We start from the raw sequence: 26134 nt of genomic DNA, 5'->3' as shown, positions 1-26134 counted from the left end.
AACCGCGGCAGCGCTCCCGTTCGCAAGATCGAAGAGGAAACCATCATGGGCAAAGTGCGGATCGGCATTTCCGGCTGGCGCTATGATGGTTGGCGCGGCACGTTCTATCCGCCCGGCTGGCCGCAAAAGCGCGAGCTCGACTTCGCGTCGCGCGCCGTGCAGACCATCGAAATTAACGGCACGCACTACAGTCTGCAATCGCCGGCATCGTTCGAGCACTGGCGCGACGAAACGCCGGAAGGTTTCGTCTTCAGCATCAAGGGCGCGCGCTACCTCACACACATGCTGCGCTTCCGCGACGAAACAGCAACCGTTGCCTGCGCGAACTTCTTTGCGCAAGGGTTGCTCGCACTGAACGACAAGTTGGGGCCTTTACTCTGGCAGTTCCCGCCAAATTACACCTTCCATGTCGAGCGCCTCGAACGCTTCCTCGCACTGCTGCCGCCCGACACGGAAGCCGCACTGCGTCTGGCGAGGCGCCACGACGCGCGGGTGAAGGCTCCGTGGCTCACCATCGACCAGAACCGGACCATGCGCCACGCCATCGAAATCCGTCATGCGAGTTTCGTTGTCCCTGCGTTCGTGGATCTGCTACGACGCTATCGGGTCGCGCTCGTGGTGTCCGACTCCACCGAGCCGTGGCCGTATGCCGAGGACGCCACGGCCGACTTCACCTACGCGCGGCTGCATGGCTCGACCGGAAGATATGCGGGCGCCTACAGCGACGCGTCGCTGGACAAATGGGAAGCCCGCTTCAGAGCATGGAGCGAGGGGAAATCCGCCGCGCACGCGCGACTCATCGCTCCGGAACTCGGTGCATCTGAGCGCAAGCCGCGCGACGTGTACTGCTATTTCGACAACGATCAGAAGACCGAAGCCCCTTTCGACGCTCGCCGGCTGATGACCCGGTTTGGTTGCGCGCAAGAAACGCCGCCACGTCGCGACTATACGGATTGCTGAGGAAGCTGGTTGAAGTAATGCTCAATACGCGAGAACGCGTATTGAGCGGCCGCGGCGCGAATCTCGTTGCGCGATCCCACAAAGCGCTCGGTTTCGGTGAAGGTCACGCATCGCCCATCTTCAAGACGCCAGGACCAGCCGAAGCACTGGGTGCCGGCCGGCGGCCCATTGCCGTCGCAGACCGCGTCGGCAACCCCGGTATTGGAGACGGCTACATCCGCGCTGCACCCATCCGCCGCCAGCGCTCCTTCGGCCATTTCGCGCGCGACCTCTTCGCTCGTGAGCCCGTAACGCTCCATCGTCTCTTCGCGCACGCCGAGGAAACCGGCCTTTCCCGTGGGCGAATACGCGACGAACCCGACGTCCAGGCACCCACCGCTTCCCGGCACGGCAGCCAGCGTGGCGGCCATCAGTCCGCCCGTGCATGACTCCGCGGTGGCGAGTTTGCGCCCCACGGAGGTCAGAAATGAGACGACGTGCTGTTCGATACCCATCGCATGTCTCCACGTTTTCCTGCACATCGCTCATTCCGGAACGACGGCGCTCACGGGCAACGTCCGCTTATGGCGCGTCGCTGTATGGAATCGCCGGATCATCAAACTCCCTTCGGATTTTTGAGCCGCGCTTTTTGCTCCCTCGCCTTCGTTCGCTCGGGTGCTGTCCTGTGGGCGCAAGGAGCGTGCCCTGGCTGCCGCCCGCGCGGTACGCCAGTTGCGCATCCTCCTGGACCGCAATAGCGATTCGCGTTGTCGCGCGCGTCGCCCACCGTTTGGGGAGCAACGATGAAACTGGCCAGTCCGCGTTTCGTTCCAGTCAGCGCTCTCGCCGTGCGCGAGGCAACGCAGTGACATCGCGCACACCGCACGGCCATCGGGATCGCGACGAATCGCACCCCGCGCGCCGCACCGTTACCCCGCAGGCCGATCCTCATCAGGAACCCGATTCGCTGGAAGCATGCCGGCGCTGCACGTTGTGGAAAGACGCCACCCACGGGGTGCCGGGCGCGGGCAACGCCCGCGCCACGCTGATGCTCGTCGGCGAGCAACCCGGCGACAGCGAGGACCGCGCGGGTCTGCCGTTCGTCGGCCCGGCAGGCGCGCTGCTCGACACCGCGCTCGCAGAGGCGGGCATCGAACGGAAGGCCGTCTATGTGACCAATGCGGTTAAGCACTTCAAATGGGAACTGCGCGGCAAGCGCCGCCTGCACAAGACGCCTGCCCAGCGCGAGGTGGAAGCCTGCGCATACTGGCTCGAACGGGAACTTGCGCAAATCAGGCCGAAGGTCGTGGTCGCGCTCGGCGCAACCGCCTTGCGCGCGATTTTGCGCGACCCGAACGCGCGGCTGAAGGCCTACATGGAACACGCGGGTCGCATCGGCGATCTCGTCATCGTGGCAACCTGGCACCCTTCGTACGCGCTACGGGCGCCGAACGTCGAGGCGCGCGACAAAGCGCGCGCGCAGATCGTCGAGGCACTGCGTCTCGCACACGCGCTTGCTGGCAAACGTTGACGAGCCGCGTCATGCAACGGTGTCGGCACGCGCGAATCGAGTCGAGGCGGCAGAGCGCACGTGCCGCGACGCTGTCTTGCTCGTTTCCGGTTTCTGTGTCTTTGTCGCGCCGCCATTAGCGCGGTCCTTCGCCCCCTTCGCGCGTACTTTACGGCTCGTTTGCGCGAGCAGGCGGACGAGGCTCGCGTCGCTTGACTCGCCAGCGCGATCGCGGCGCGACATCTCACGCGTCCGCCGCTTCGCGTCGCGCTTCAGAAAGACGATGAGCGCCGCCTCGTCTGCCTTCAGTCCGCGCAGGCGCACTGCGGGTAGCGCCTGCGCGAGGGCGCCCGCCTCGAATGCTTCGATCACGGCCGGATGGATATAGCACTTGCGGCAAACCGCCGGCGTATTGCGCAGCACCTGGGAGATCTGCTTGACGGTGTCGGCGACGTGCTTGCGCGCCTGCGTCGCCGTTTGCCACTCCAGCTTGCGCAGCGCCGCAAGCGCAAACACGCTGCCCGCCCACGTGCGGTAGTCTTTTGCGGTGAAATCGGCGCCGGTGACCTCATGCAAATAGTCGTTGATGTCCGAGGAGGTGACAGAATACCGCGCGCCATCGGCATCGAGATACTGAAAGAGGTCCTGGCCCGGCAGTTCCATACAGCGCCTGACGATGCGCGCAACCCGTGCGTCGCTGACCGCGACGTCGTGCTCGATGCCGCTCTTGCCGCGAAACCGGAAGCGCAGCCGGTCAGACGACACTTCCAGATGCCGCTTGCGCATCGTGGTCAGGCCGTACGAGCGGTTCTCCCGCGCGTACTCCTCGCTGCCCACGCGAATCAGTGTGCTATCGAGCAGGCGCACGACGGTCGCCAGCACTTTGTTTCGCGGCATGCCGTCGAGCGCGAGATCGCGCGCCAGCCGGGCGCGCAGTTTCGGCAGCGCGGTGCCGAACCCCAGCAAGCGCTCGTACTTGGTCGCGTCCCGTGTTTCACGCCAATGCGGGTGATAGCGGTACTGCTTGCGACCCCGCGCGTCACGGCCCGTCGCCTGCAAGTGGCCACGCCCATCCGGGCAGATCCACACATCGGTATAGGCAGGCGGAACCGCCAATGCGTTGATACGGCGAATCTCGGCAGCGTCCTTGATGCGCTTGCCTCGCGTATCGAAGTAGACGAACGCTCCGTCGATCCGCTCGCGCGTGTACCCGCGATGCGAGTCATCGACATAGCGCAGGCCGCAAGGCCCGAGGTCAGTCGGCGATATGCCGCTCGCGCGCGCAGTACTTTTGCGGCCCGGCTTTCCTGAATTTGCGTGATTCTTTGCCACGGCTTGCCTCGGTCGGATTGCCTTGTTTGGGCACGAGGAGCAATAGCCGTGCCGCCAACGCCGGAGCGTAATTCTGCGCCGAGGCAGCGCGCAGCCGTGCGTGCCGCCCTTCGGTGCGAACCACCGGCCGAATCGGGAACAAGCAATGCGGCGATGCAGCAAGACCGCGGAACCCTATCTGCCCGGTCAAACCTCAAATCGGAGCCGATGATGATTGAACCACCGATCGCACTACCCGACGCAGGCCCAGGCAACGCGCCTGAACGAGTTACGTCCCTGGGCACGGAAATGAACGAGCTGGCACGCCTGTGTGTTGAGACCGCTGGCCGCATCGCAGAACTGAATAGCCATGCGTTCAGTACAACCCTGGATGAGCAGCGCGCAATCGCAATCGAATCGGCTAGCGAACGTTCGCCATTTGACGCATGGCGCTTGAACGCAGGCTATGCTTTAGCGGGCACAGTAAAGACTGCAGCCTACTGGCGGCACATCAACGAGATCATGCTTGGCGCGATCGTCGATTGCGTTAGCGGTATCGAAAGCCGCCTGAACCGGGACTTAATGGCCTGGAGTAACGCGTTCGAGGGCACCACCTCGTAAGGGCATGCGGCGGGGGCCCGTGCGAGGGACACACGCCCCGCTCCCAACCGGTGCTGCGCGGGGTCAACAGAAGGCCTCGCGCGCACCGGCGCAATGTTTCCTGCTGCAACGGCTGCCCCCTGGACAAAGCCGTTCACTCAGGAATGCGTACCGACTTTCTGGGCCAGCGCCTGGGCCATCCGGTAATGTTCTTCGATGGTTGGCAACGCCTTGCGCGCCGCCGCCTTCAGGCTGTCGTTCTTGCCGTCGCTGATTTCCTTCTGGAACGCGGCCACCGCTTCCTTGTGGCCTTCTACCCCCACCTTCTGCGCGTATGCACTGTCAAATTGCGCATCCTTGAGCGGCCGTAACGAATCGAGAATCGACGTATCGGAATTGTCCTTCGGCACCGTGACACCGTGCGGCGCCGCGAGCTTTAATTGCGCTGCAAGCTTCATATGATCGGCGATCATGTGCTCTGCAAATTTGTGCACGTCCTTGTTCTTCGTGTTATGCATGGCGAGCTTCGCGGCGTCGATTTCCGTCGATCCAGACATCGATGCCGCCTGAACGAAATCGCGATCCACATCCGGCAGCGGATTTGCCGCGGTGGCGGAAGCCGCTTGGGATTCTTGTGCTGTGGCCGCGAGCGGAAGACTGCATGCCATGGCCAAACCGAGAATAGCGAAAAGGAGTTTCATGGTTGACATCCTTGGGTCGTTGAACGGTCGCGGGGCCCATATGGACCGCGCATGGGCCGTCGCGCACGGTGCGTGCCGCGGCGCGTGCGGCCTGCCTTCATCGAGAGACCGGGAGCTGGGTACGCGCGGTGCGCAACACGGGCATGTCCCGTGGAGACCTGTCATGAACGAACCGAAACAGACCAACGACGCGCTCGCGCTGCTGATCGCCGACCACCGCGCCGTCGATAAACTTTTCGATGCCTACCGGGGTGCCGGCGAGGCCACCGAAGATGCGCGCTTCACGATCGCCAAGCGAGCGTGCGAGCAACTCGCCGTGCATACGATGCTTGAGGAAGAGTTGCTCTACCCCGCAGCGAGCGAAGCACTACCCACAGAGGCGCTTGATGTGGACGAGGCTCGAGTCGAGCACTACCTCGTGAAAACGCTCATCCAGCGCTTCACCACGCTGACACCCGCGCATGCTGGTTTCGACGCGACGTTCCGTGTGCTGGCCGACCTGGTTCGCCACCATGTCGAAGAAGAGGAGAAAGAGCTATTCCCGCTCTTGCGCCGCAGTAATCTGGACCTCGAAGCGCTGGGCCGGCGTATCGCGTCGCGCAAGGCCGAGCTCGATGCAAAGCTCGAGGCCGCCGGGGTGAAGAGCACCGGCGACAAGACACTGATGCTCTCGCACCTCGATATGCCGCTTTGAGATGCCGCCCGGTGACGATGCTTCAAACACGGCGCAAATGCGAGGGATCACCGCGAAGAAGCGATGCCGCTCAAGGCTGCGGTTTGACTGGAAGCGCTTTGCCGAAGCATCGAGCGTCGCTCATGGTCGTGTATTCGCCGTACGGGTCGATGCGTTGGTAACCGTGGCGCCGATAAAAGGCGATTGCGCGCCGGTTCGCCTCACGTGTCTGCAAGATGACCCGGCGAAAGTCCATTGCGGCGGCGAGTTCTTCGAGATATCGCAGAATCGCAGCGCCGGCTCCATGGAATTCGGCGCGCCGGTATATCCGCTTGAACTCCGCCACTTCAAACGAGAAACGGCGCAGGGCCCCACAGCCTATCGCCTGGCCGTCGGTGGTACGGGCAATGACAAAGGCGCCGCGCGGCGTCATCGCATCCTGCTCGTTGAATCGGGATTGGGCGCCATCACCGCAGTACAGCGCGACCATGGCGCTCAGTTCGTCGAGCAGTAAGCCTGCGTCGCGCGTAGCGGGATCCTCCCGTCGCACAGTGACCACTACGGGCGATTCCTTCATCGCGCATTTCCTCCCGGGCCTAGTATTACGCACTCGCGTTGTCGCGCCGCGAGGTCTAGCCGCGCGTTCAGCGCAGCAGCGCCCAGCGTCGTGTTTTCCATGAGGTCTGAGTGCTCATCGGGGCTCTCTTCCGCTCGGGGACGCGGCATCGCGCCCAGGCCCGATTCCGCATCGCTCATGCCCGGAACAGCCGCTGGCTCCGGTGTTGGTCGAAACCGCTTTTTCATGGCTTCCGTCGGCCAAGCTCGCTGCATGAGCCTCGGGGAGACCGAGACCGAACAATCTCTGGATGTCGACCACTCCAGCGATGCGTCATCAATCCTCGGGACGCTCGACATCAAGCCGCACAAACTCTTTGGCGAGTTCGCGCACGGCGAGTCGGGCTTCGTCGGCAGTTGCGAATGGCCCAGGAACGAGACAGCCGTCGAACGGGTAGATCAACTTCCCATCAGCCTTTCGCCTTATCCTTAGGTCTCCGACATATTGGCCCATCGCATTGATCCTCTGTCGGCAAACCACCTCGTAGCCCACAATTTGAAGTGCGTCTTCGGCGCGATCGGGCTTACCCATGGTTTTTCTCCCCCAAATACCGTCATAACAATCCCGCTTGATGCGCTGAGTGTCCCAGCATTTCGCGCACCTGACCTTACAAATGTGTCGTGTGGGCGAGCGCTCCGCGCGCTCAGCCCGTGAGGGAAACGTTGTCCATAAGGATGCATTTACGGACACGCCTCCCTGATACTCGACAGGTGTCGGCTGGCATATGCTCCTATGAGCCACCAGCAAGCTACTTCCGGCCAAAAAGAGCGATCCGACTGGCGCACTACCAGCTCGCCTCGCGCATGTCACGCGGAGGTCGATCACACGCCACACGAGGAGGTGTGCGCGGTCAGATGTCGTTTCGGCGGACAACTATCAGGGCGGCAAGACCGCTCGTTCGAGAATCCAGGAGACGTAAGTGCTGAGCCCTCACGAATTTGCGACGCTCATGCTGGTCAAGTCATCGCCGGACCAGATCGACATGGGCCGCGAGGAACTCGACACACTGCTCGAGCAACAGCTCGTAGCACTCGAGAGCCTCGCCACCGGTATGCCGCGTCCGCGTATAACGGATGAAGGCGAATTCCTGCTCGAAACGATCATGCGAAAACGGTGACCGGCGCGCGGCACGCTCTTCGAAGAAGCCACCCGAAATGCGCCAGCCGGTTCCGAGGCAGCAGTGGCAGCACTCAGCTCGGCGATCACCGTGGCCAATGCGCTCTATGGGGCACTCGGGACCACCGGGCAGTCCGCGATCGAGGTTGCACAGGGCAAAGTCGATGTGATCGCCGACGCAGCGTCGAAAAGCGCGAGGCGCGTGAACCCGCAACGAGAACAAACGGCCAGGGAATGACGAGTGTCGCCGGCGCGAGGGCAACGTGACCGGATGCCGACTTGTTGAATGAACGATGTATCGACAAGACAAGTACCACGGATCTCAAATCGGGATGAGCGTGAAAACGCGAGCCGCGCCTGCCGTCGCAGGGATCTGACGAATGTCCTGCGTCGACAAGGCGGAGATAGCCCGGACTCCAGCGTCACCTGGGACGACATGACCGCTCACGCGTGACCAGACGAGAGGGGCATGGGAAACAAAAATCTTCCAGCCGGTTACGGGGGGCAACGGGTAAGCTGCGATGGACGACGAGACTGAGCTACAAGCCCTGATACTTGCGGACCGCCATATCCACGAGGCGGTCTGGCGTATACGTAAGCAGCGTGCCTTACTGACGATCATCCACAGCGACGAACAACGGAAAGTCGGCGCCGTATTGCTGGCCGCCTTGTACGACGGTCTCAGGGTAGAAATCGGACACCGCCGTCTCATCCGGCATACCTGGTTTACCAGGCATCCCCCCGGTCAGAATAGTCAGCAATACGAAACGTAAGGGGGCGGGCTGTCCGTGGATATTCGTCTCCGCCTGTGACACGGGTGCCCGAATGAACGGCGGCAGGAACAGAATATGCGCAGACGTTCACCGAGGTTAGGGTGAACGGTATGACTCACATACTTCACCTATCGATGCCGTTCATTAGTTCGCGATCTCCGGCTCAAGAAAAAGATCGGACAGCCTTCGCGGCCGTGGTCTCACTACGAAGCTAGAAAGCGAACTGTACGAACGGCTGGCATTCAGTATGCGGGCTTGCGTCAACATGAGTAGCGTACGAATCACCTTCCTGCGCGACGTCCCGAGGCGCGTTCAAGCCGGCAGGGAGCTTCGCAATGCACCGTCCTCGCGTGCCAGGCATGCACGGCGGACAGCGTCCAGGCGTTGCTGGGCTGTAAAGGAATCGAACATGTTGCCGACGGACGCCTGCGCGCTTCTCGAACTGCTCGGAGATGAGGCGCGAGCCGTTTCCCTGAAGTATTTCAGGACACAGCTCGACGTTACCGCAAAGTCCGACGATACGCCCGTCACGGTGGCGGACCGCGAGATTGAGCGACAGCTTCGGGAACGCATCCTGTCTCGGTATCCTTCGCACAATATTGTGGGGGAGGAGGAAGGCGGAGACGTTGGGGATGGCATAACCTGGGTGATCGACCCCATCGACGGGACGAAAAGCTTCGTGGCAGGTCTGCCGCTGTTCGGCACACTCGTAGCAGTGCTTGAAGGGCGACGTCCCCGTTACGGCATGATTGAAGTCCCCGTACTCTGCGAGCGCTGGATCGGCAACGGCAATCGCACCGTTCTCAATGGGGTACCGTGCGAGGTCAGTGCGTGTAGGCAACTGCGAGATGCGCGGCTCTGCGCAACCGACCCCCAAACGTTCGCGGGCAAGGCGTCAACGGCCTTTTCAACCCTGTCGCGCGCTGTTTCAGTCACGCGGTTCGGCACCGACTGTTACGGCTACGCGTTGCTAGCCTCCGGACACGTTGACCTTGTTGTGGAAGCTGAACTGGAAATGTTTGACGTCATGGCGCTGATACCTGTCGTCCAGGGCGCGGGCGGCGTCGTGACGACATGGTCAGGTCGTCCAGTCGATAGACGTTTCGATGGCACGGTCATCGCAGCGGCGACCCCGGAGCTCCACGCCGAAGCGCTTCGATTCCTCGTGCAATAGGCTTCGAGGTTCCGCTACGTGCACGCCGCGGTTGCGTGCGAGAAGTGAACACCATGCGTTGACCACCGGCATCGCGGGGACGCGCGGGACAATCGAACCGAATGGGCAGGCGTAGCATCGATCGTCAATGAAGGCGAGATTCGCTCAACGAGGGTGCAGTTCGATGTAGTCGCTGACGCGGAGGACCTACGTAGCGTCAAGCAGGTTGCCGCCTGCTCGTCCAGCAATACGGCGTCGGTAGCGGCAGTCAATCAATACTGCCTGGAGACTGCCGTCGGACCCCTACCCGAAGGCCCTGGCCTTGGTGAGGGCCTTCGCTATCTCCGCGACGAGCTGATGTTGCTGATACGGCTTACGAAGCCTCTGAATTCCGACGTCGGCTCCCTGTGGAAGCTCTGCGTAGCCGGTAGCCAGGATCACAGGGAGTGTCGGGCGCAACTCGCGTGCGGCCAGCGCCAGCTCCAGGCCCGTCATCCGTGGCATCGAATAGTCGGTGAGCAGGAGATCGATCCTGCGTCCCGCCTTCAGGATCTCGAGTGCGGCGGCGCCCGAGTCGGCTTCGATCACCTCATGTCCCATATCCTGAAGGAGGTACGCGGTGCTCGTTGCGATCAGGGCATCGTCATCGACGAGAAGAATGCTCGCCTGGATCGGATCGATTACGCTGCCCTCGGGCTGCGCATCGTGCTGCAGATCAGACGTCGTGACACGTTGCGAGGTAACGGGCAGCCATAACTCTACCCGCGTGCCTCGTCCTGCTTCGCTCTCGAGGCGCAGGGCACCGTTTAGCTGCAGCGCGAGTCCGTGAATCATGGAAAGACCCAACCCTGTTCCCTTGCCGAGTTCCTTCGTTGTAAAGAACGGCTCGGTTGCTTTCGCAAGGGTGTCCGCATCCATGCCTTTCCCGGTATCAGCGACGATGATTCGGACATATTCGCCCGCGGGCAGTCCGTTGTCGCCCCACGTTTGCACGTCATCGACCGCTATTGACAACGTCCCTCCCTCAGGCATCGCGTCGCGGGCGTTGACGACCAGATTCAGGATCGCGAGTTCGACCTGATTCCCATCGGCAAGGGTAAGCGGAATCCCCTCCGGCAATTTCAGCTCGAGCGCCACTCGCGGCCCTATCGACCGCTCCAGAAGATCGGTCATCCCCCGAACCACGGTCGGGAGGTGGGTCGGCTCGACCTTGAGATCCTGCTGCCGCGCGAAGGCCAGAAGGCGCTGCGTAAGAGCGGCGCCACGCTGGGCTCCCCTAAGCGCGCCGTCGATCAGTCGCGTTGCTCGAATGGCGTCCTGCGGCTGCTTGCGCAGCAGTTCGAGATTGGCCATGATGGCCATCAGCAGATTGTTGAAATCGTGGGCAACTCCGCCCGTCAACTGCCCGATCATTTCCATCTTCTGCACCTGGCGCAACAGCTCCTCTGCGCGCTCGCGCTGCCGCATCTCGTCCAGCACGAGTCGGTGGCTGCGCTCGAGCTCCGCAGTGCGCTGGGCAACCCTCGCCTCGAGCATGTCGTTGGCCTGTTGCAGGCTGTCTTCCGCTGCCTTGCGCATGGTGATATCGGATATCACCCCGACGAGCCGTGCGGTCTTTCGAGTGCCATCTCGAACCAGCCGCGCGCGCATGTCCGCCCAATGAACCGTCCCGTCCGGCCAGAGCGTACAGAGCTCGAGTGCGAAATCGCAGCCGGTTGCCAGGCTGCAGTCGATTGCGTCGGTCATCCGGGGCCTGTCGTCTCGCCTGATGCCGGCAAGGAGATCGGAGTACGTGAAAGGCGCGCCTGACGCATGCCCGAAAATCGCGCGACACGCAGGCGAAACCACCAGTGCAAATGTCGACAGGTCCAGTTCCCATGAGCCCAGTTTCCCTGCTGTCAGGGCGGTGTGCAGGCGCGCTTCGCTTTCGCGCAGTTCATCGATACGCAGGCGCGCTTCGAATTGCCGCGCCCGGCCGCGCAGTGCTGTGCCAACCGCGCTGACGAACGTCCGCGGATGAAACGGGCGCTCGATGAATGTCGCGTTTCCCAGCGTCGCCGCGAGTCGGCTCAGTTCGGGGTCCTGATCGGGCGCGCCTCGGCGCTGCGTAAGGATGATGAACGGAAAGTCGGACCATGTGGGCTGCGCTGACACCCAGTTTCCGAGTGGCTTGAGGTCGGCGTCTCGCAGGCCCTCGTCGGTCACGATCGCGCAACAGATTCCCTCGTCCAGCATGGCGACGAAATGCTCGAAATCGCGACATACGAGCGCAAGAGCGCCTGCCTCTTTCAGGAGAGCCGTGGCAACCACAGCGTCTCGCCCAATAGGTGTAAAAACCAGTGCGGGACAGCGATTGAAATCAGGTGCTTTCATTACCAGCGGCGCCCGTCGGCATAAGCGGCCCTGAGTTACCCACAAACGTGGGTACACCGCGCAGGATGCCCTGGAAACTGTCGAGCGGTGCCCCGACGTTCAGACCGAATCGCCCAATGCGAAATTCCCGGATCGTCTCTTCGTGACGGCCGGTGCGTTTCTTGATGATCGACACCGCCCGCCGCACGCTTCCCAGCGCCTCGAAGTACCGCAGCAGGATGACCGTGTCGGCAAGGTACGTGACGTCGACGGGCGCTTTCATGTCGCCAACGAGCCCATGCTGCGCTACCGTCAGGAAAGTCGTCGCGCCTTGCCTGTTGAGGTATTGCAGCAATTCGTGGATATGAAGGACGAGCGCGTTCTCCTGCGGCATGGCGGCCTGGTAACCGTTGAGACTGTCGATGGCCACCGTTTTGGCCTCGGCGTGGTCAACGCAATCGCGGACGCGCTGGGCAAACTCGCCAGGCGAGAGTTCCGCGGCATCGACCTGTTCGACATGCAACCGGCCGGTTTCGCACATCGCTTCAAGGTCGAAACCCAACGCGCGGGTCCGGTCAAAGAACAGTCCAAGTTCTTCGTCGAAGGCGAACAGTGCCGCCTTTTCGCCTCGAGCGACCGCAGCCGAAATGAACTGAAGCACAAAAATGCTTTTGCCGGTGCCGGCCGGTCCTAACACCAGGGTGCTCGAGCCCTGTTCGATGCCGCCGCCGAGAAGCGCATCGAGTTCCGCCACGCCGCTCGTCATTTGCTCGCGCGCAAACCTGGTGCGATGTTCCGCAGCAACGAGCCGGGGAAACACGGAAACACCTCCGCGTTTGATGGTGAAGTCGTGATACCCACCACGGAACGCCTGCCCCCGGTACTTCGAAATCCTCAACCTGCGCCGCTCGGCTCCATAGTCGGGGGCAAGTTCTTCGAGCTTGATGACGCCGTGGGCGACGCTATGTACGGTTTTGTCTGCGGCATCTGCAGTCAGGTCGTCGAGCAGCAGGACGGTCGCTCCTTGTCGTGAGAAGTAATGCTTGATGGCGAGCACCTGGCGGCGGTAACGCAGCGAGCTCTGCGCGAGCAGACGGATTTCCGAGAGGCTGTCCAGGACGACCCGCCTGGGCCGTACTCGCTCGAAAGCGTCAAAGATCAGGCGAGTCGTCTCGCCGAGCTCGAGATCGGACGAGTACAGCAGACTCTGCTGCTGATCCGCATCGAGCAGGCTCTCCGGGGGCACCACTTCGAACACGGCGACGCGATCGCCCAGTTGCCAACCGTGGGACGCGGCGCCGTCGCGCAATTCCCGCTCCGTTTCGGACAGTGTGATGTAAAGGCCCTGATCGCCCGCCTCGGCACCTTCAAGCAGAAACCGCAGGGCGATGGTCGTCTTCCCCGTGCCGGGGCTGCCTTCGAGAAGGAAAAGGTTTCCCTGAGTCAGCCCTCCCGCCAGAACATCGTCCAGGCCGGGAACGCCAGTACGCACGATCGGCATAATTTTGGTCTCATCGTCCATCAGGCGCTCCTGACTGCTCGGTCTTTGACGCGATATTCCCGGATCGCGGGCGGTCTGCTCACTGTATCCGTCTCCATGCACTGACTGCGGCGCGCTACGTGCGCAAAACGCATGCCCGCCCTTCTTCCGCCGCCCCCTGGAAGCTGCCGAAGGATATCTCGAAGCGAGCGCCAGCTTGCCGTGCAGCGGCCATGGAACGTGTCTGCCAGCATATCCGCGAGGCACGCGGAATGCGCGTGGCAAGTCCATCGCCCCTCTCAACACGGAGAAAGACCATGAGCAAAAGCACGGATTCCAGCGTCTATAAGGTGACGGAAATCATCGGCACGAGCACAACTTCCTGGGAGGAAGCCGCAAAAAATGCAGTGGAAACCGCAGCCGCGTCGTTGCGTGACCTGCGAATCGCCGAAGTCTGCAAACTCGACATCAAGATCGAAGACGGCAAGGTCGTTGAATATCGGACCCGAGTCTCCGTGTCCTTCAAATACGAGACCTGAGAAGATCGCAGGCCGCGATTGCGCCCCGGGCGTCGTGAAGCAATCTGGAAGTGGCGCGCGCTTCGGTCCTTCTACTGCGCCTTACGACCGGAAGCGCTTTGGCCGGAGTTCGCTGTCTCTCCGCCTGTTGCGGAACTGGCCGGCGCGCGTCGCTTGTCGCGCCATTCCGCGACTTGCCATGCGACGAGCCCGGGCACAAAGACGATGATGTCACGAAGCCTTCGCGCACCCGCAAGTGCGAGGCAAGTCTGCGGATTGAAGCCGAGTACCGTCCCGATCAGCAAGAATCCCCCCTCCTGAACACCGAGTCCGCCAGGCACAAAGAACGCGACACTACTGAGCGCCTGGATGAGCGACTGGAGTGCGATCGCTTGCAGAAAGCTTCCTTTCGCCCCGAGAAAATAGAGCGCGAGCCAGAGTTCCAGCGCGGTTGCGATGCATTGAAGTGACTGCCAGATGAGCAGATAACGAATGATCATGCCGCGCTGACGCCAGAGATCGCTGATCGACTGATCGATGCGCACCGACTCGCCGACGAGCGAACGGAACTTGCCGCTCGTGATGCGATTGAACAGTTTCGTCAGGCGAGCGAACGGACTCATGCGCTGCACGAACAAAAACGCGAGGAGCAGGACGGCCAGTATGGCGATACCTCCTCCGAGTCGCGCAGCGAGGTGCAACGCCCCGGCACCCGCATGTGCGATCAGATAGCCGATGGCTGCAATAGCAAAGAGCATCTCGCTGATCAGCGTTAGCTGAAGATCGACGACGAGGCTCGCCATCGCCGGGGCCGGCTGCATGCCCCATTTGCACATCATGCGGAGCGTCACGACTTCACCGCCGACACGCGCAACGGGCAACGTACCGTTCACCGACTCCCGAATCCAGACGAGGCGCAGGACGCCCGACAGCGTTGGACGTCTCGCACCGCGCATCAACATTTGCCAGTTCCTTGCATTGGCGAGCATCGGCAGAACATGAGCGATCCCTGCAAGCGCGAGCCCGCCGCCGGCTGCGCGCATCAAACTGAGCACCGCTCGCGCATCGGCGTGCCAGACAAGCCAGACTGCGATGGCGAGGCCGGCGAGTGCGGCAATTCGGGGGAGATATTTCATGGGGACCTGTCACTGTGTCTGGCACGTCAGTGCGGCACAGCCGGGACGCGACGCTGTCCGAAGTCATGCGTCACGCGGGATCGTTCGGGTACGAGCGCGAGCACTACGACGCGCCGCATCTCGACGATTCCCTACCGCAGGAGCTTCTCAGTGCCGCCGCCGCTCACAAGGGTTGCGTCCAGCCCGGAGACCAGTTCGTGGATCGAGCCAACTTCACGGATACGGGCGTCGGCGGATGTCTCCGCAGTCGACATCCGCTTGCCGCACTGCAGCATGAAGGTCGGCACCCACGGCGCGGCACTGGCCATGCCGTCGATAGTGAGTGGGGCGTGCGACGCCCCGCGCTCCCGGTAAATGACAATCGCGCCGGCTTCCTGCGCCGCCATCACGCTTCGCAGCTCGAGGAGCGTGGTCGCTGAAATCGCGTGGTAGCCCTCCGCGCGAAGCAATACCGTCAACGATTTCCTGAGCAGTTCCGACTCGCTGAAAACGATGACGGTGATCGGACGACGACGCGTCGTTTGCCGGACTATCCCCCGGCTTCGTAGCCGAAGTTCGCACGAGAGCAAAATTACCCTGGCGAGATCGTAGGCTTTGCGCGCTTCGTGGGCCTGAGCCGAATCGACCGAATGGCGGCGTATGGCGCGCTCGAGTGCAGCAGACCTCGCGTCGAGGATTTCCAGGGCAAGGTCATATTCTCTCTCGAGCGAGCCGCCTTCAGGCTGGGAACTTGCCATGTCATCTCCCGCGACCCATTTCTTCGTGAGTGGCTACCGTAATTTTAGTAAATATTGCGAGCGAGACTCGCGCTCCGGGCGGCTACAGCGGCGCGAGATTTGGTGTATTCCCCAGGCATCATTTCTATCTCCTCGATTTAACATTGATGCAATGCATCATCGAGTTGACCATGATGAGGGGGACAAAAGATGGTTTGCACGACCGACGACCTGCTGGTAGCCCTGCTGAATATCGATGCGGAGATCAAGGCGTGCATGGAGCGCCTTTCCGAGGTCGAACGCGGCACGGACCACCACGCGGCAGCGTGGTCGACCGAGATTCGAACCGCCTTGCGAACCGACCTGGTTTTAATGAAGGAACGCCGCGAAGAATATTTTCTCCGGCTGAATGGCGTGCAGCCCGACCCGGCGCCCAGATCTGCATCATCGGTAAGTATCGATTCCCGCCCTGCGCGGCTGAGCGGCGCGAGAACCTGCGAGTGTCTGTGAGACGCCCCTGACAACGTCGGCATCGACTGCCACATCGAGCGTGAATCCGTCGTATTCGTCACTTCGATGCCTATCCGGCTCTGCGCGTCGCGTGCGATTAATCTTTCCGCGGCCCACGGTCATGGGCTGATTCGGGAGTGGACAGCACTGTCAAATTGAGCGCAGTGACTGTCATTTCGAGAGGTACTTTTCCGAGCGCAATCGCGATGTCTTCCGTACGCGACGGATCGGCTTCGATAATGTCGACTGTCATGAAATCCATGCCGTCATTGCGATCGGCATGGACATTCCAGCGAACGACCCTGGCACCGCTCTGTGCCAGGCATCGCCACACCGGGATGATTCTGAGCTTGCCCGGGGCAGCCCGAATTGTGAGCCTTTGCACAACCATTTCAGTACTCATGGTGTCACTCGTCCTGGCGGCGAAACGCTCGTATGTGGCTTGTATGAGCATATTCCAGCGGTGGCTCGCAAGTACAGAATGGACGCGTGTCCGTAAATCCATCCTTAAGGGCAACCGTCCCAGGCGGGCGCGAATGTCTTTCTGGTAGCGCCTTAGCGGCAAGGACCACCCCGATGGTTGCGGTCAATCCAGTCAATCGCTTGCAGCCTTGCAAGCGCCGCCATTTCGCCCGGAGCACCCCGCATCTGCAGATCACCACTTGAGATGGGAATGCCGAGAGGCCTATGCGGATCGCTGGGCGTTAGCGTCCACTGCGCACCGAATGTATGACCGTCAACCGAAAATGGCGCAAAGTCGATTGTGAATCCGCGATAGATCAGTGAATAAGCCATTGCTCACACCTATGCGCATTTATCGAAAGGACGTTTGCAGAAGTCTGACTTCGGTTTCTGGAGCAGTGAATTATAGGTCGAACCCTGAATTAGCTTTTTGTACGAAATCCGTTCTTTCCGGACATCGTGGCGAAGCCGCGGGAATGTTCGGTGCGCGCTGAACGAGACCATGACCGCACCGCTATACATCGCCCTCGCTGTTGCCGCCGCCTTACTGATCTACGGTTGCGCCATGGCCTTGCTGTACTGGCTGCAAGGCCGTCTGATCTACCCGTCGGAGCGGCTGCAGCGCGGGCCGCTACGCCCCGACGCGCAGGGCCGCATCCGCCACGTGCGCGTGCATACCGCCGACGGCAACGAACTGGTTTGCGGCCACGCGGCACCGGCGGACCCCGTCCGCGCCACGGTCGTACTCTTTCATGGCAACGGAGAGGACCTCACCCAGCGAACGCACATCGCGCATGCGCTGCTCGACGCAGGCTACGGCGTCCTGCTTGCGGGCTATCGTGGTTACGGCGGCGCGCCCGGGCATCCCAGCGAAGCGGGGCTCTACGCCGACGGCCGCGCTGCCATCGCATTCGCCGCGCGGCACTCGCGCGACGTCGTCCTCCATGGTTATTCGCTCGGCTCGGCCGTGGCAGTGCAGATCGCGACCGAACGCCCTCTCGCCGCGCTGTTGCTCGAAGCCCCGTTCACCAGCGTCGCCGATGTCGCCGCCGTGCGCATGCGCTGGCTGCCGCGCATCGTTCCCATGCGGTGGCTCGTGCGCGACCGCTATGACAATCTCGCCAAGATCGGCAGCGTGCGCGCCCCCATCCTCATTTACGGCGGCGACGCTGACCACGTCGTTCCCCCAGCGCAATTCTCACGGCTCTTCACGGCCGTCCGGGCGCCCCGGCGCTTTGCGATCATAGCGGGCGCCTCGCACGTCAATGCATGGGAGCGCGGAGGTCATGCTCACGTGTTGCGTTTTCTCGACGACGTGCTGGGCTCCCGGTCCTGATCCTGGTGGAACACGGTTTGCTGTTGTCACTGCGATAGCGCTCGGCGCCCGCAAGCGGTGAGCGCACAGGAGCGTGCTGCCGTGCTCATTTTTCTCATCGGCCTGTCGTGCGTCTGCGTTGTCGCCCTCGTGTCGATGACGCTTGCCTGGCGCAGGCTCAAGCAAACCGCTGCCATCGACCGAGGCAGCCGCCGCCGCGGCATCGAAGGCGCCTTCGTGCAGGCTGGGCCATACCGCATGTTCTATCGAGTCGCACGCTGCCACGCGCACGCGCCCCGCCGATTGCCAGTGGTGCTGGTCCACGGCCTCGTCGTCTCGAGCCGTTACATGGAACCGCTCGCGTACGCGCTCAAGCGCGACTTTGACGTGTTCGCGCCCGACCTGCCCGGCTTCGGCGAAAGCCCGCTCGCGCGGAGGCGCGACGCGCTGAGCCTCGCGCAACTCGCCGATGCGCTGCATTTGTGGCTCAACGCATGCGGCGTGAAACGAGCGATGTTCGTGGGCAACTCCTTCGGCTGCCAGGTCCTCGCCGATTTCGCAGTGCGCTACCCGCAGGCGGTGGATCGCCTCGTTCTGCAAGCACCCACACCGGACCCTCGCGCCCGCTCGCTGCCGCGCCAGGCGTGGCGCGACTGGATCAACGGACTGCGCGAGCGTCCCCACACGCCGGCGAAGGCCGGCCGGATCGACTACGCGAAGGCGGGATTGTGGCGCGCGTTTGCCACCATGCGCATGCTGGTGCGTGAGCCCGTCGACGAGCGGCTCCCGCGCATCGCTGCGCCCGCACTTGTCGTCGTGGGCACGCGCGACCCCGTCGCGCCGCTCGGGTGGGGCGCGGAGGCCGCGCGCAAACTGCAGCACGGCAGGCTGATGACGATAGAAGGCGGCACGCACACACTCAATTACGCCGCGCCCAATGCGTTCGCGTTTGCGATCACACCGTTTCTCAAGGCCGGTGCCGTTGGCGTTTAGCAAGGGAGCACTTCAATGAACAAGCCGCCGCCGGGCATCGCCCGTTTCGATTCCGCCGCCGCCATGGCCCAGGCACTGGCGAGCATGTTGCACGGAAGACGTTTTTCGAGCCCCAGCCAGTCGCCCCTGCTCGACCGCCTCATGCCCGCAATCAATGCGCTGCCGAAACGCCAGCGCGAATGGGCCTATATCGTCGGCGGCATGAGCGAGGGCATCGATCCTCGCCGCGCGAAGAGCCTCGACGTCGAACGCATTGCGCAGTGGCTTGCCGACCTTTATCCGCAAGTCCCCCGCCGCTGCGCGTTTATCGGGTCGTCGAACGGTGCGATGATCCATCTCGCGGCCGCGCTGCGCGCACCCTGGCTGCCGCAAACCTTTCTATGCCCGGTCCGCGCGCCGTTCAGCGATCCCGATGATGCCCAGCGGGGCTTCGACACGAGCCGGCGCATCACGGAAGCCCTGCTCGCCGCCGACGATCGCATTGCCGTTCATCATATGCACGATCCCAACCAGGACCGTCTGATGTTGCATGGCATGCGCTATTTCCGGCTCAAGTTTCGACGCCTGCCGCTCGCGTTTCGCGAGTTCCTGCTCGGCAATCTGGAACGCGGCGGGACCCTCTACGTGGTCAACTGCACGCGCGATTGGGCGGTCACCCGCACGAGCAAGCGTTCGGTGTTCCAGTTCGGCGCCACGGGCGGCGCGAGCGAAGACGAATATCTGCACGGCGGCGAGCGCGTGCGCGCGTTTCTCGCGCACTACGGCAGCGTGCGCACACGGTGGGACCCCCCGGCTCCCGACGCGCGTGCCCCGGAAGCCGAGTGGGGCTTCGACGCCGTTCTGCGCGACGATCTCGCCGAGCTGGCCGGGCCAATGCAATGGCGCATCGTCGAGATCCGGTTTGAGGAACCCGAAGCGCTGAGCTTCGCGACCGCGGCTGTTTATCGGCGCTGGTATCAGGAAAGCGTGATCGAGACGCGCCGCCTTCTCGTCGACTCTTTCATGCTGATGGATCCCCTCACGACGCTCGAGATTCACGCCATACCGTTCTGGCTGCTGTTCGGTGTCGAGCCCTCGGCCGACGCCCTGCAGCGCTTCCTCGACAGCACGCCCGCATTCGAGGACATCGACATGACGCTGTTCTCCCACGGCACGCAAAGCATCGGGCTCGCGCCGATCTCGCGCTGGCGAGCGCTGCTCGCCCACGCCGCTCACGAGGGGCGCTTCGCGGGCGTCGATAGCGAGCGCTACCCACGCGATTTCGCCACATTCGAGCGATACGGGCGGGCACTCGCGCAGTTGAAGCCGCGGCTCGGGCCGCCCTCGCCGCTCGAACCCGCGCACTTCGAAGCCTTGCTCGCCGAATTTGGCGAACCTTTCGGTGTGCAGTGCGAAACGACCACGCGCCCCGTGAGCGCCGAAATGTGACCTGGGGCGCAGGACCACGTCCACGCCACGAGTGTCATCTATTGGCTCGCGCTACCAGGCGTCGCCGCCTTTCTTTCGGCGTTCTGAATATCGTTCGGATAATTTGGATCGTTTCCCGCAGCCGGGTTATATCCGTTTTCTTCGAGCTTCTTCAGTTCCGCGTTTCTTTGCGCTCGCGCCTGCTTGCGTGCTTCCTTGCGTTGCGCCTTCGATGTGCTCCCGCTCGCTGACGCGTCGGGCGCGCTCGTCTGCGCGGCAGCTACGCCGGGCGCTAACGCGATCGAAAGCACCGTCGCTGCCGTGATTAGCATGGAATGCGGCTTTGCCATCTCACTCTCCCTGAAAAGGATACGTCGACTGGCGGACGTCCGCGAGGGCGCAACCATCGCACCCGGCCGCCTCGATTACGCCTGCAAAGGCGTTCTGCGTGACCACGCCCATGGCCCGCGATCAGCGCGCGGGGCACGCAATTTCAGGACGTCTTCTGCGTCGTTCCCGGTGGTATGGGATTCTTTTCCTGGGTGGACGGCAACTCGTTCTCAGACGTTTCGTGCTTGCTCTTCTCGCTCTCGTCGCGCTTCTCCTGTCTCGTGCGTTCAGGCGATTGCGCGGGGCGCGTACCGGATTCATCTTCCATTGTCGACCTCCTTTCAGTATGGCGCGTCGTCCCGAACAGAAATTAGAGCGCTCTTCGGTCCGGTCGATCCAGTTCTCGATCAGGCTCGCCGTGGCGACGTGGTCCGGCTGTGTGCGCACCGGTTGTGCCTGGAGGCCGCTTCGCACCGGGGGGGGGCCGGCGGCGGCGTCGGAGCCCTCGCGCCCACCGCTGCCGCTTGACATCCCTGGCCGCCGGCTCATGGGAACGGTCAATGCGCCTGCAACGGGTGCACGCATTCGCGATGAGGCGAAACACCGCGTGCGCCAGGCCAACTGCGCGCAGCGCGCGCTTCCCGAGGAGAGTCACGTGAAAGCTGTCGTCTACGAAGGTCCGCGTAAAGTCACCGTCAAAGCTATGCCGGACGCAAAGATAGAGCGCCCTACCGACGTGCTCGTCAAGATCACCAGCACCAATATCTGCGGCTCCGACCTCCATATGTACGAGGGACGCACCAGCATGGAAACCGGCCGCATCCTTGGCCACGAAAATCTGGGCGTGGTGATCGAGGTGGGTTCCGCCGTCGTGCGCGTGAAGGTGGGCGACCGCGTCTGCATGCCATTCAACATCGGCTGCGGGTTCTGCAAGAACTGCGAGCGCGGGCTCACCGGCTTTTGCCTGACGGCCAATCCGGGCATGGCGGGCGCGGCGTACGGCTTCGCCGACATGGGTCCATACAGCGGCGGTCAGGCCGAACTGCTGCGCGTGCCGTTCGGCGACTTCAACTGCCTGCGCCTGCCGCCCGATGCCGAGGAAAAGGAGAACGACTACGTCCTCCTGTCCGACATCTTCCCGACCGGCTGGCATGCGACCGTGCTCGCGGGCGTGCAGCCCGGCGACAGTGTCGCCATTTATGGTGCGGGACCCGTCGGTCTCATGGCGGCGCTCTCGGCCCAGGTCCAGGGCGCAAGCAAAATCATGGTCGTCGATATCCACCCGGACCGTTTGCAACTGGCGGAAAAGCTCGGCGCGATTCCCATCGACGACAGCGACGGCAACTCCGCGCAGCGCATCGTCGAAATGACCGGCGGAGAAGGGGCCGACCGCGGCTGCGAGTGCGTGGGGTATCAATGCACCTGTCACGGCCGCGAAGTGCCGAACCTGACGATGAACAATCTCGTGAAGGCTGTGCGGCCGACGGGCGGCATCGGCGTGGTGGGCGTATTCGTGCCGAAGGATCCGGGCGCGCAGGACGAGTTGGCGAAGAAGGGGCAGTTGGCTTTCGACTTCGGCCAGTTGTGGATGAAGGGACAGCACATCGCCACGGGTCAGGCCAACGTGAAGGCGTATAACCGCAAGCTGCGCGATCTCATCGCGGCAGACAAGGCGCGGCCCTCACAGATCATTTCGCATACCTTACCGCTCGGGCAAGCGCCCGATGCTTACCAGCAGTTCGACGCGCGCAACGATGGCTGGACCAAGGTCGTGCTCAAGCCCGCCGGCTGACCGGAGCCTCGCGGGGCGTGCGGCATATGTCTTGCGCTTCGCGCGGTACGCAGAAAACATGCAACGTCATTTCGAAGAGGTAAGGACCATGAACGAACATCGCCCCGCCCCGCCCATGCCCGATCAGCAGCAGGACCGCACGCCCGGGCGCACCGCACCTATGGACCCGCAACCCGATCACGGTGAAAAGAGTTATCGCGGGTCGGGACGGCTTGCCGGCAAGGTCGCCCTCGTCACGGGCGGCGACAGCGGCATTGGCCGCGCGATATGCATCGCGTTTGCGCGCGAGGGCGCCGACGTGGCCATCGCGTACTACGACGAGCACGACGATGCGAAGGAAACGGCGCGCTGGGTGGAAGACGCCGGACGCCGCGCGCTCCTTCTGCCCGGCGACATCCGCGACCGTGCGTGGTGCCGCGAGCTCGTGAGCAAGACCGCGCGCGAGCTGGGCAAGCTCGACATACTCGTGAACAACGCCGCGTACCAGATGACGCACGAGTCGATCGAATCGATCAGCGACGAGGAATGGGATCGCACCTTCGATACCAATATCGGCGCCATGTTCCGCATTTCACGCGAGGCGGTCGCGCTCATGCAGCCGGGCGCTGCCATCATCAATACCGCGTCGATCAACGCGGACAAGCCCAAGCCCACACTGCTCGCCTATGCCGCCACGAAGGGCGCGATCCAGAACTTCACCGGCGGTCTCGCCCAACTCGTGGCCGGGCGCGGCATCCGTGTGAACTGCGTCGCGCCGGGGCCGATCTGGACACCGCTCATTCCGTCGACCATGCCGGCCGAAGACGTGCGCGACTTCGGCAAGGCGACGCCAATGGGGCGGCCAGGGCAACCTGCGGAGCTAGCCGGTGCGTATGTGCTGCTCGCGTCGCACGAGGGCAGCTACATCTCTGGCGCCACTGTTGCGGTGACGGGCGGCACGCCGCTCATCTAGACGGCGGGCCGGAGTCAGTGGCCGGCGCCGGCGCTTTCGTTACCGCCTTGCGTTGCCGCGACGATCGCGGCGAGCAGCGCCGGCACCGCAACTGGCTTGGTGAGCCGCGCGGCGAACAGGCTGCGTTCTTCGCCGGGGGAATCGGCGCGCGCAACCTGGCCCGTCATGGCGATGGCAGGAAGCGCTTTGCCTGCATAGTCGCCGCGCGCTTCCATGTCTCGTAGCGCTGCGACGATTTGCGTTCCGTCTTCGCCGTCTAGCTGCAAGTCGCACAGCAGTACATCTGGCCACCTGGCGCGCGGCGTCTCGCGCAACCCGGCGAGCCATCGCGCACCGCTGCTTTCGAGCTGCACGATCGCCCCATGCAATGTGAGCGCAGCTTCCAGCGCATCGCGCGTTTGCTCTTCGTCGTCGAGCACGGCTATGCGCAGTCCAGCGAGTTCGCCGCCGCGCTCCGCGGTGCGCTCGGGCAGCAGCGCATGCAGCGGCAGCGCCACGGCGTAGCGCACGCGGCGGCCTTCGGGATCTAGCGTGAGACTCGCGCCCGCCTTGCGCAGCAGCGCTTCGATACGCGCGAGGGCGCTGTCGTCGATCGGTGCGGGCCGCGCGCCGCCTGCCACGCCGAGCAAAACCGTATTGGCGCTGCGCCGCGCGGCCAGTTGCACGCCGCGCGTTTCTCGCGTGGCCCCTGCCGAGGTAACAGAAGCCGCGATCGACGCCGCATTCTGCACTTCGTTCTCCACCAGCAGCGTGAGGGCCACCAGCAACGCGTCGCCGTTCGCGACAGTGGCATAGAGCCCGTCGTCGGGTTGCGTGACGAGCCGCGCCGCCGCTTCGCCCAGCGAATCACGAACACGCTCGGCCACCCGTGCAAGCAGGTTCGCCACGTTAACGGGCGTCGTCACGAGCCGCCGCTCGGCGTGCTCGAGATCGTCCTGCTGCCATTGCATCGCCCACATCTTCGCGTACACGCCCTGGCGGGCGAGCAGCGCGTCGTGCCGCCCCTGTTCGACGATTCGGCCGTGCTCCATCACGAGGATCAGATCCGCGTCGACGATCGTCGAAAGACGATGCGCGATCACGATCGTCGTGCGCCCGTGGGCGAGGCGCTGCAGCTCGTTCTGGATCGCTCGCTCCGAGCGCGTGTCGAGCGCCGAGGTCGCTTCGTCGAACACCATGATGCGCGGGTTCTTGAGAATCGCGCGTGCGATTGCGATGCGCTGCCGCTCTCCGCCCGACAGGCGCACGCCGCGCTCGCCCACACGCGTTTCGTAGTGGTCGGGCAGACGCTCGATCAACTCGTCGAGCTGGGCCGCGCGCGCGGCGCGCACGACATCCGCCCGGGTGGCGTCGGGCTGGCCGTAGGCGATGTTGTACGCGATGGTCTCGTTGAACAGCACCGTGTCTTGCGGCACGATTCCGATCGCTTCGCGCAGGCTGGACTGCGTGGCGTGCGCAATATCGTGGCCGTCGATGGAGATGGTCCCGCGCTGAGGCTGATAGAAGCGGAACAGCAGCCGGATCAGCGTGGATTTACCTGAGCCGCTGCCGCCCACCACGGCAACGGTGCGCCCTGGCTCGGCCAGGAACCCCACATCGTGCAGCACGGGCCGCCCCGCGTCGTAGCCGAAATCGACGTGCCGGAATGCCACCTCGCCTTCGCGCACGACCAGCGCGCGCGCTCCGGGCATGTCCTCATCCTCGCCCGGCGTGCCGCGCACACAGAGGATGGCGAAGAGCCGCTCGACATCGACGAACGCATCGTTGGCCTCGCGAAACACGAAGCCGAGTGTATTGAGCGGTGCGCACACCTGAATGATGTACGCGTTGATGAGGATGAGGTCGCCCACCGTCATCGCGCGAGTCAGCACGTTCTGCACGGCGATCACCATCACCGCCGCAATACCTGCCGCCACCACGCCGCTCTGGCCCACGTGCAGCACGGTCAGCGCGCGCTGATTCGCCGTGCGCGCGAGGACCCAGTCGTCGAGCACGGTGCGCAGCCGAGCGACTTCGTGCTGCTCCGTCGAAAAGTACTTCACCGTGTCGTGATTGAGCAGGCTGTCGACGAGCCGGCCGTCCGCCTGCGCCTCCAGCGAGTTCACCGCGCGCTGGAAAGCGAGCCGGCGGCGGGTGTAAATCGCGGTCCATGTCCCATAGCACGCAAAGGTCCCGGCGATGGCGAGCACAAAGGCGTTGTCGTAGTGCGACGCGACGATCGCCACGACCACGGCGATTTCGAACATCGTGGGCAGCACTGAAAAGAGCGCGGTGCCCAGCAGGAAGCCCAGACCGTCCGCGCCCTTCTGGACGTCCCGCACGATCGCACCCGTTTCGCGCTGCGCATGAAAGCGCGCGCCCAGCCGGTGCAGCTGAGCGAACGTGCGTTCGCGCAGCGTGGCCACTGCGCGTTGCACGACGATGCTGAACGCCACATCGCGTGCCTCGCCGAGCGCGTCCGACAGGAAGCGCAGCAGGGCATAGACGATCGCGAGCAGCGCCGGCAGCGCCGTCAACGAGTGAATGTGGCCGAGATCGTCGATCAAATGCTTGAGTGCGATCGGCACCGAAATGGCACCGAGGCGCGCCAGAATCATCAATGACGCCGCCGCTGCGCTCGCGCTGCGGTGCCGCCACAGCGCTTCGCCGAGCGTGCGCAGGATGCGCGAGCGTACGGCGCGCCGGCTGGGCGTTGCTCCATTCATCGCGTGGCTGCCCCCAAAGCGATACTGAAGCGGATCGTTGCGCAATCGACGCTCCCGCGGCGCGCAGCCCGCCG

Annotated in this window: 29 protein-coding genes; 15 read left to right on the top strand and 14 right to left on the bottom strand. The window is 63.5% G+C overall.

Annotated features, from left to right (window positions below; translation table 11 throughout):
• Positions 1-45: 45 nt before the first annotated feature.
• A complete protein-coding gene (locus AB3X98_RS03775; RefSeq protein WP_368602742.1) occupies positions 46-960 on the top strand; it encodes a DUF72 domain-containing protein in 915 nt (304 codons plus the stop codon).
• On the opposite strand, the gene AB3X98_RS03770 is transcribed toward AB3X98_RS03775, so the two are convergent.
• Positions 945-1454 (bottom strand): CinA family protein, encoded by a 510-nt coding sequence (locus AB3X98_RS03770; protein ID WP_368602743.1) that lies wholly within the window; start codon positions 1452-1454, stop codon positions 945-947. The two genes, AB3X98_RS03775 and AB3X98_RS03770, sit on opposite strands and share 16 nt — an antisense overlap.
• 350 nt (positions 1455-1804) lie before the next feature.
• Between AB3X98_RS03770 and AB3X98_RS03765 the strand changes: the two genes are divergently transcribed.
• A complete protein-coding gene (locus AB3X98_RS03765; protein ID WP_368602744.1) occupies positions 1805-2470 on the top strand; it encodes a UdgX family uracil-DNA binding protein in 666 nt (221 codons plus the stop codon).
• Between the two features lie 9 nt (positions 2471-2479).
• Here the strand turns inward: AB3X98_RS03765 and AB3X98_RS03760 are convergent, their stop codons facing one another.
• Entirely contained in the window at positions 2480-3718 is a 1239-nt protein-coding gene (locus AB3X98_RS03760; RefSeq protein ID WP_368602831.1) for a DNA topoisomerase IB, read from the bottom strand.
• Positions 3719-4069: 351 nt separating this feature from the next.
• Between AB3X98_RS03760 and AB3X98_RS03755 the strand changes: the two genes are divergently transcribed.
• On the top strand, positions 4070-4381 hold the full coding sequence (locus AB3X98_RS03755) for a phasin family protein (RefSeq protein ID WP_069263099.1): 312 nt from the start codon (positions 4070-4072) through the stop codon (positions 4379-4381).
• A 137-nt stretch (positions 4382-4518) separates the two neighbouring features.
• Here the strand turns inward: AB3X98_RS03755 and AB3X98_RS03750 are convergent, their stop codons facing one another.
• Positions 4519-5061, bottom strand: a complete 543-nt coding sequence (locus AB3X98_RS03750) for a DUF4142 domain-containing protein (RefSeq protein ID WP_368602746.1) — start codon at positions 5059-5061, stop codon at positions 4519-4521.
• Positions 5062-5224: 163 nt separating this feature from the next.
• Here AB3X98_RS03750 and AB3X98_RS03745 point away from each other — a divergent pair, with 163 nt between their 5' ends.
• The gene (locus tag AB3X98_RS03745) at positions 5225-5755 is read left to right on the top strand and encodes a hemerythrin domain-containing protein (protein ID WP_368602747.1); all 531 of its coding nucleotides are present in this window, start codon (positions 5225-5227) and stop codon (positions 5753-5755) included.
• Between the two features lie 70 nt (positions 5756-5825).
• On the opposite strand, the gene AB3X98_RS03740 is transcribed toward AB3X98_RS03745, so the two are convergent.
• Together AB3X98_RS03740 and AB3X98_RS03735 are read right to left on the bottom strand one after the other, a co-directional pair.
• The gene (locus tag AB3X98_RS03740) at positions 5826-6311 is read right to left on the bottom strand and encodes a GNAT family N-acetyltransferase (protein ID WP_368602748.1); all 486 of its coding nucleotides are present in this window, start codon (positions 6309-6311) and stop codon (positions 5826-5828) included.
• Between the two features lie 315 nt (positions 6312-6626).
• Complete coding sequence (locus AB3X98_RS03735; protein WP_368602749.1) at positions 6627-6881, bottom strand: DUF6723 family protein; 255 nt, start codon at positions 6879-6881, stop codon at positions 6627-6629.
• Between the two features lie 388 nt (positions 6882-7269).
• Here AB3X98_RS03735 and AB3X98_RS03730 point away from each other — a divergent pair, with 388 nt between their 5' ends.
• The 4 genes from AB3X98_RS03730 (at position 7270) to AB3X98_RS03715 (ending at position 9413) form a co-directional block, all read left to right on the top strand.
• Entirely contained in the window at positions 7270-7467 is a 198-nt protein-coding gene (locus AB3X98_RS03730) for a hypothetical protein (RefSeq protein WP_069263094.1), read from the top strand.
• Between the two features lie 63 nt (positions 7468-7530).
• Positions 7531-7704, top strand: a complete 174-nt coding sequence (locus AB3X98_RS03725) for a hypothetical protein (protein ID WP_368602750.1) — start codon at positions 7531-7533, stop codon at positions 7702-7704.
• A 283-nt stretch (positions 7705-7987) separates the two neighbouring features.
• Positions 7988-8239 carry a hypothetical protein gene (locus tag AB3X98_RS03720; RefSeq protein ID WP_069263092.1) on the top strand — a complete coding sequence of 84 codons (252 nt, stop codon included), beginning with the start codon at positions 7988-7990 and terminating at the stop codon, positions 8237-8239.
• Between the two features lie 409 nt (positions 8240-8648).
• A complete protein-coding gene (locus AB3X98_RS03715) occupies positions 8649-9413 on the top strand; it encodes an inositol monophosphatase family protein (protein ID WP_342949766.1) in 765 nt (254 codons plus the stop codon).
• A 282-nt stretch (positions 9414-9695) separates the two neighbouring features.
• Here the strand turns inward: AB3X98_RS03715 and AB3X98_RS03710 are convergent, their stop codons facing one another.
• Together AB3X98_RS03710 and AB3X98_RS03705 are read right to left on the bottom strand one after the other, a co-directional pair.
• Entirely contained in the window at positions 9696-11765 is a 2070-nt protein-coding gene (locus tag AB3X98_RS03710) for an ATP-binding protein (protein WP_368602751.1), read from the bottom strand.
• Positions 11752-13266 carry an ATPase domain-containing protein gene (locus AB3X98_RS03705; protein ID WP_368602752.1) on the bottom strand — a complete coding sequence of 505 codons (1515 nt, stop codon included), beginning with the start codon at positions 13264-13266 and terminating at the stop codon, positions 11752-11754. The genes AB3X98_RS03710 and AB3X98_RS03705 overlap by 14 nt, the downstream gene beginning before the upstream one ends.
• 275 nt (positions 13267-13541) lie before the next feature.
• On the opposite strand from AB3X98_RS03705, the gene AB3X98_RS03700 reads away from it, so the two are divergent.
• The gene (locus AB3X98_RS03700; RefSeq protein ID WP_069263088.1) at positions 13542-13763 is read left to right on the top strand and encodes a dodecin family protein; all 222 of its coding nucleotides are present in this window, start codon (positions 13542-13544) and stop codon (positions 13761-13763) included.
• Between the two features lie 71 nt (positions 13764-13834).
• On the opposite strand, the gene AB3X98_RS03695 is transcribed toward AB3X98_RS03700, so the two are convergent.
• Complete coding sequence (locus AB3X98_RS03695; RefSeq protein ID WP_368602753.1) at positions 13835-14878, bottom strand: lysylphosphatidylglycerol synthase domain-containing protein; 1044 nt, start codon at positions 14876-14878, stop codon at positions 13835-13837.
• Between the two features lie 131 nt (positions 14879-15009).
• Positions 15010-15615 carry a hypothetical protein gene (locus tag AB3X98_RS03690; protein ID WP_368602754.1) on the bottom strand — a complete coding sequence of 202 codons (606 nt, stop codon included), beginning with the start codon at positions 15613-15615 and terminating at the stop codon, positions 15010-15012.
• A gap of 189 nt (positions 15616-15804) precedes the next feature.
• Between AB3X98_RS03690 and AB3X98_RS03685 the strand changes: the two genes are divergently transcribed.
• Complete coding sequence (locus AB3X98_RS03685; protein WP_368602755.1) at positions 15805-16104, top strand: hypothetical protein; 300 nt, start codon at positions 15805-15807, stop codon at positions 16102-16104.
• A gap of 97 nt (positions 16105-16201) precedes the next feature.
• Here AB3X98_RS03685 and AB3X98_RS03680 read toward each other — a convergent pair whose 3' ends face one another.
• Entirely contained in the window at positions 16202-16507 is a 306-nt protein-coding gene (locus tag AB3X98_RS03680; protein WP_368602756.1) for a hypothetical protein, read from the bottom strand.
• A gap of 152 nt (positions 16508-16659) precedes the next feature.
• Complete coding sequence (locus tag AB3X98_RS03675; RefSeq protein ID WP_368610215.1) at positions 16660-16899, bottom strand: hypothetical protein; 240 nt, start codon at positions 16897-16899, stop codon at positions 16660-16662.
• A gap of 169 nt (positions 16900-17068) precedes the next feature.
• Between AB3X98_RS03675 and AB3X98_RS03670 the strand changes: the two genes are divergently transcribed.
• From AB3X98_RS03670 to AB3X98_RS03660, 3 genes are all read left to right on the top strand, one after another.
• Positions 17069-17902, top strand: coding sequence for an alpha/beta hydrolase (locus tag AB3X98_RS03670; RefSeq protein WP_368602757.1), 834 nt, complete (start codon positions 17069-17071; stop codon positions 17900-17902).
• Between the two features lie 81 nt (positions 17903-17983).
• Complete coding sequence (locus tag AB3X98_RS03665) at positions 17984-18874, top strand: alpha/beta fold hydrolase (protein ID WP_256094586.1); 891 nt, start codon at positions 17984-17986, stop codon at positions 18872-18874.
• Positions 18875-18889: 15 nt separating this feature from the next.
• A complete protein-coding gene (locus tag AB3X98_RS03660; protein WP_368602758.1) occupies positions 18890-20302 on the top strand; it encodes a hypothetical protein in 1413 nt (470 codons plus the stop codon).
• 38 nt (positions 20303-20340) lie between these two features.
• Here AB3X98_RS03660 and AB3X98_RS03655 read toward each other — a convergent pair whose 3' ends face one another.
• Positions 20341-20613 carry a DUF4148 domain-containing protein gene (locus AB3X98_RS03655; RefSeq protein WP_368602832.1) on the bottom strand — a complete coding sequence of 91 codons (273 nt, stop codon included), beginning with the start codon at positions 20611-20613 and terminating at the stop codon, positions 20341-20343.
• A gap of 161 nt (positions 20614-20774) precedes the next feature.
• Positions 20775-20939, bottom strand: coding sequence for a hypothetical protein (locus AB3X98_RS03650; protein WP_368602759.1), 165 nt, complete (start codon positions 20937-20939; stop codon positions 20775-20777).
• A 327-nt stretch (positions 20940-21266) separates the two neighbouring features.
• Between AB3X98_RS03650 and AB3X98_RS03645 the strand changes: the two genes are divergently transcribed.
• Together AB3X98_RS03645 and AB3X98_RS03640 are read left to right on the top strand one after the other, a co-directional pair.
• On the top strand, positions 21267-22403 hold the full coding sequence (locus AB3X98_RS03645; RefSeq protein ID WP_368602833.1) for a glutathione-independent formaldehyde dehydrogenase: 1137 nt from the start codon (positions 21267-21269) through the stop codon (positions 22401-22403).
• A gap of 88 nt (positions 22404-22491) precedes the next feature.
• Positions 22492-23355, top strand: coding sequence for an SDR family oxidoreductase (locus tag AB3X98_RS03640; protein ID WP_368602760.1), 864 nt, complete (start codon positions 22492-22494; stop codon positions 23353-23355).
• Between the two features lie 14 nt (positions 23356-23369).
• Here AB3X98_RS03640 and AB3X98_RS03635 read toward each other — a convergent pair whose 3' ends face one another.
• Complete coding sequence (locus tag AB3X98_RS03635) at positions 23370-26060, bottom strand: ATP-binding cassette domain-containing protein (protein WP_368610214.1); 2691 nt, start codon at positions 26058-26060, stop codon at positions 23370-23372.
• Positions 26061-26134 lie beyond the last annotated feature (74 nt).

The organism is Paraburkholderia sp. BR14312 (assembly GCF_040948675.1).
Taxonomy (GTDB): domain Bacteria; phylum Pseudomonadota; class Gammaproteobacteria; order Burkholderiales; family Burkholderiaceae; genus Paraburkholderia; species Paraburkholderia nodosa_A.
Note: the sequence above shows the minus strand (reverse complement) of the source record. Positions and strands in the feature narration are given on the sequence as shown.

What these genes read in the sequence shown, in the direction of transcription:
- AB3X98_RS03715 (WP_342949766.1), top strand. Translation starts at nt 8,649, where the DNA reads ATGTTGCCGACGGACGCCTGCGCGCTTCTCGAACTGCTCGGAGATGAG.
- AB3X98_RS03755 (WP_069263099.1), top strand. Translation starts at nt 4,070, where the DNA reads ATGAACGAGCTGGCACGCCTGTGTGTTGAGACCGCTGGCCGCATCGCA.
- AB3X98_RS03690 (WP_368602754.1), bottom strand. Translation starts at nt 15,615, where the DNA reads ATGGCAAGTTCCCAGCCTGAAGGCGGCTCGCTCGAGAGAGAATATGAC.
- AB3X98_RS03705 (WP_368602752.1), bottom strand. Translation starts at nt 13,266, where the DNA reads ATGGACGATGAGACCAAAATTATGCCGATCGTGCGTACTGGCGTTCCC.
- AB3X98_RS03670 (WP_368602757.1), top strand. Translation starts at nt 17,069, where the DNA reads ATGACCGCACCGCTATACATCGCCCTCGCTGTTGCCGCCGCCTTACTG.
- AB3X98_RS03710 (WP_368602751.1), bottom strand. Translation starts at nt 11,765, where the DNA reads ATGAAAGCACCTGATTTCAATCGCTGTCCCGCACTGGTTTTTACACCT.
- AB3X98_RS03640 (WP_368602760.1), top strand. Translation starts at nt 22,492, where the DNA reads ATGAACGAACATCGCCCCGCCCCGCCCATGCCCGATCAGCAGCAGGAC.
- AB3X98_RS03735 (WP_368602749.1), bottom strand. Translation starts at nt 6,881, where the DNA reads ATGGGTAAGCCCGATCGCGCCGAAGACGCACTTCAAATTGTGGGCTAC.
- AB3X98_RS03745 (WP_368602747.1), top strand. Translation starts at nt 5,225, where the DNA reads ATGAACGAACCGAAACAGACCAACGACGCGCTCGCGCTGCTGATCGCC.
- AB3X98_RS03740 (WP_368602748.1), bottom strand. Translation starts at nt 6,311, where the DNA reads ATGAAGGAATCGCCCGTAGTGGTCACTGTGCGACGGGAGGATCCCGCT.
- AB3X98_RS03660 (WP_368602758.1), top strand. Translation starts at nt 18,890, where the DNA reads ATGAACAAGCCGCCGCCGGGCATCGCCCGTTTCGATTCCGCCGCCGCC.
- AB3X98_RS03750 (WP_368602746.1), bottom strand. Translation starts at nt 5,061, where the DNA reads ATGAAACTCCTTTTCGCTATTCTCGGTTTGGCCATGGCATGCAGTCTT.
- AB3X98_RS03635 (WP_368610214.1), bottom strand. Translation starts at nt 26,060, where the DNA reads ATGAATGGAGCAACGCCCAGCCGGCGCGCCGTACGCTCGCGCATCCTG.
- AB3X98_RS03680 (WP_368602756.1), bottom strand. Translation starts at nt 16,507, where the DNA reads ATGAGTACTGAAATGGTTGTGCAAAGGCTCACAATTCGGGCTGCCCCG.
- AB3X98_RS03720 (WP_069263092.1), top strand. Translation starts at nt 7,988, where the DNA reads ATGGACGACGAGACTGAGCTACAAGCCCTGATACTTGCGGACCGCCAT.
- AB3X98_RS03685 (WP_368602755.1), top strand. Translation starts at nt 15,805, where the DNA reads ATGGTTTGCACGACCGACGACCTGCTGGTAGCCCTGCTGAATATCGAT.
- AB3X98_RS03655 (WP_368602832.1), bottom strand. Translation starts at nt 20,613, where the DNA reads ATGCTAATCACGGCAGCGACGGTGCTTTCGATCGCGTTAGCGCCCGGC.
- AB3X98_RS03700 (WP_069263088.1), top strand. Translation starts at nt 13,542, where the DNA reads ATGAGCAAAAGCACGGATTCCAGCGTCTATAAGGTGACGGAAATCATC.
- AB3X98_RS03650 (WP_368602759.1), bottom strand. Translation starts at nt 20,939, where the DNA reads ATGGAAGATGAATCCGGTACGCGCCCCGCGCAATCGCCTGAACGCACG.
- AB3X98_RS03675 (WP_368610215.1), bottom strand. Translation starts at nt 16,899, where the DNA reads ATGGCTTATTCACTGATCTATCGCGGATTCACAATCGACTTTGCGCCA.
- AB3X98_RS03770 (WP_368602743.1), bottom strand. Translation starts at nt 1,454, where the DNA reads ATGGGTATCGAACAGCACGTCGTCTCATTTCTGACCTCCGTGGGGCGC.
- AB3X98_RS03695 (WP_368602753.1), bottom strand. Translation starts at nt 14,878, where the DNA reads ATGAAATATCTCCCCCGAATTGCCGCACTCGCCGGCCTCGCCATCGCA.
- AB3X98_RS03775 (WP_368602742.1), top strand. Translation starts at nt 46, where the DNA reads ATGGGCAAAGTGCGGATCGGCATTTCCGGCTGGCGCTATGATGGTTGG.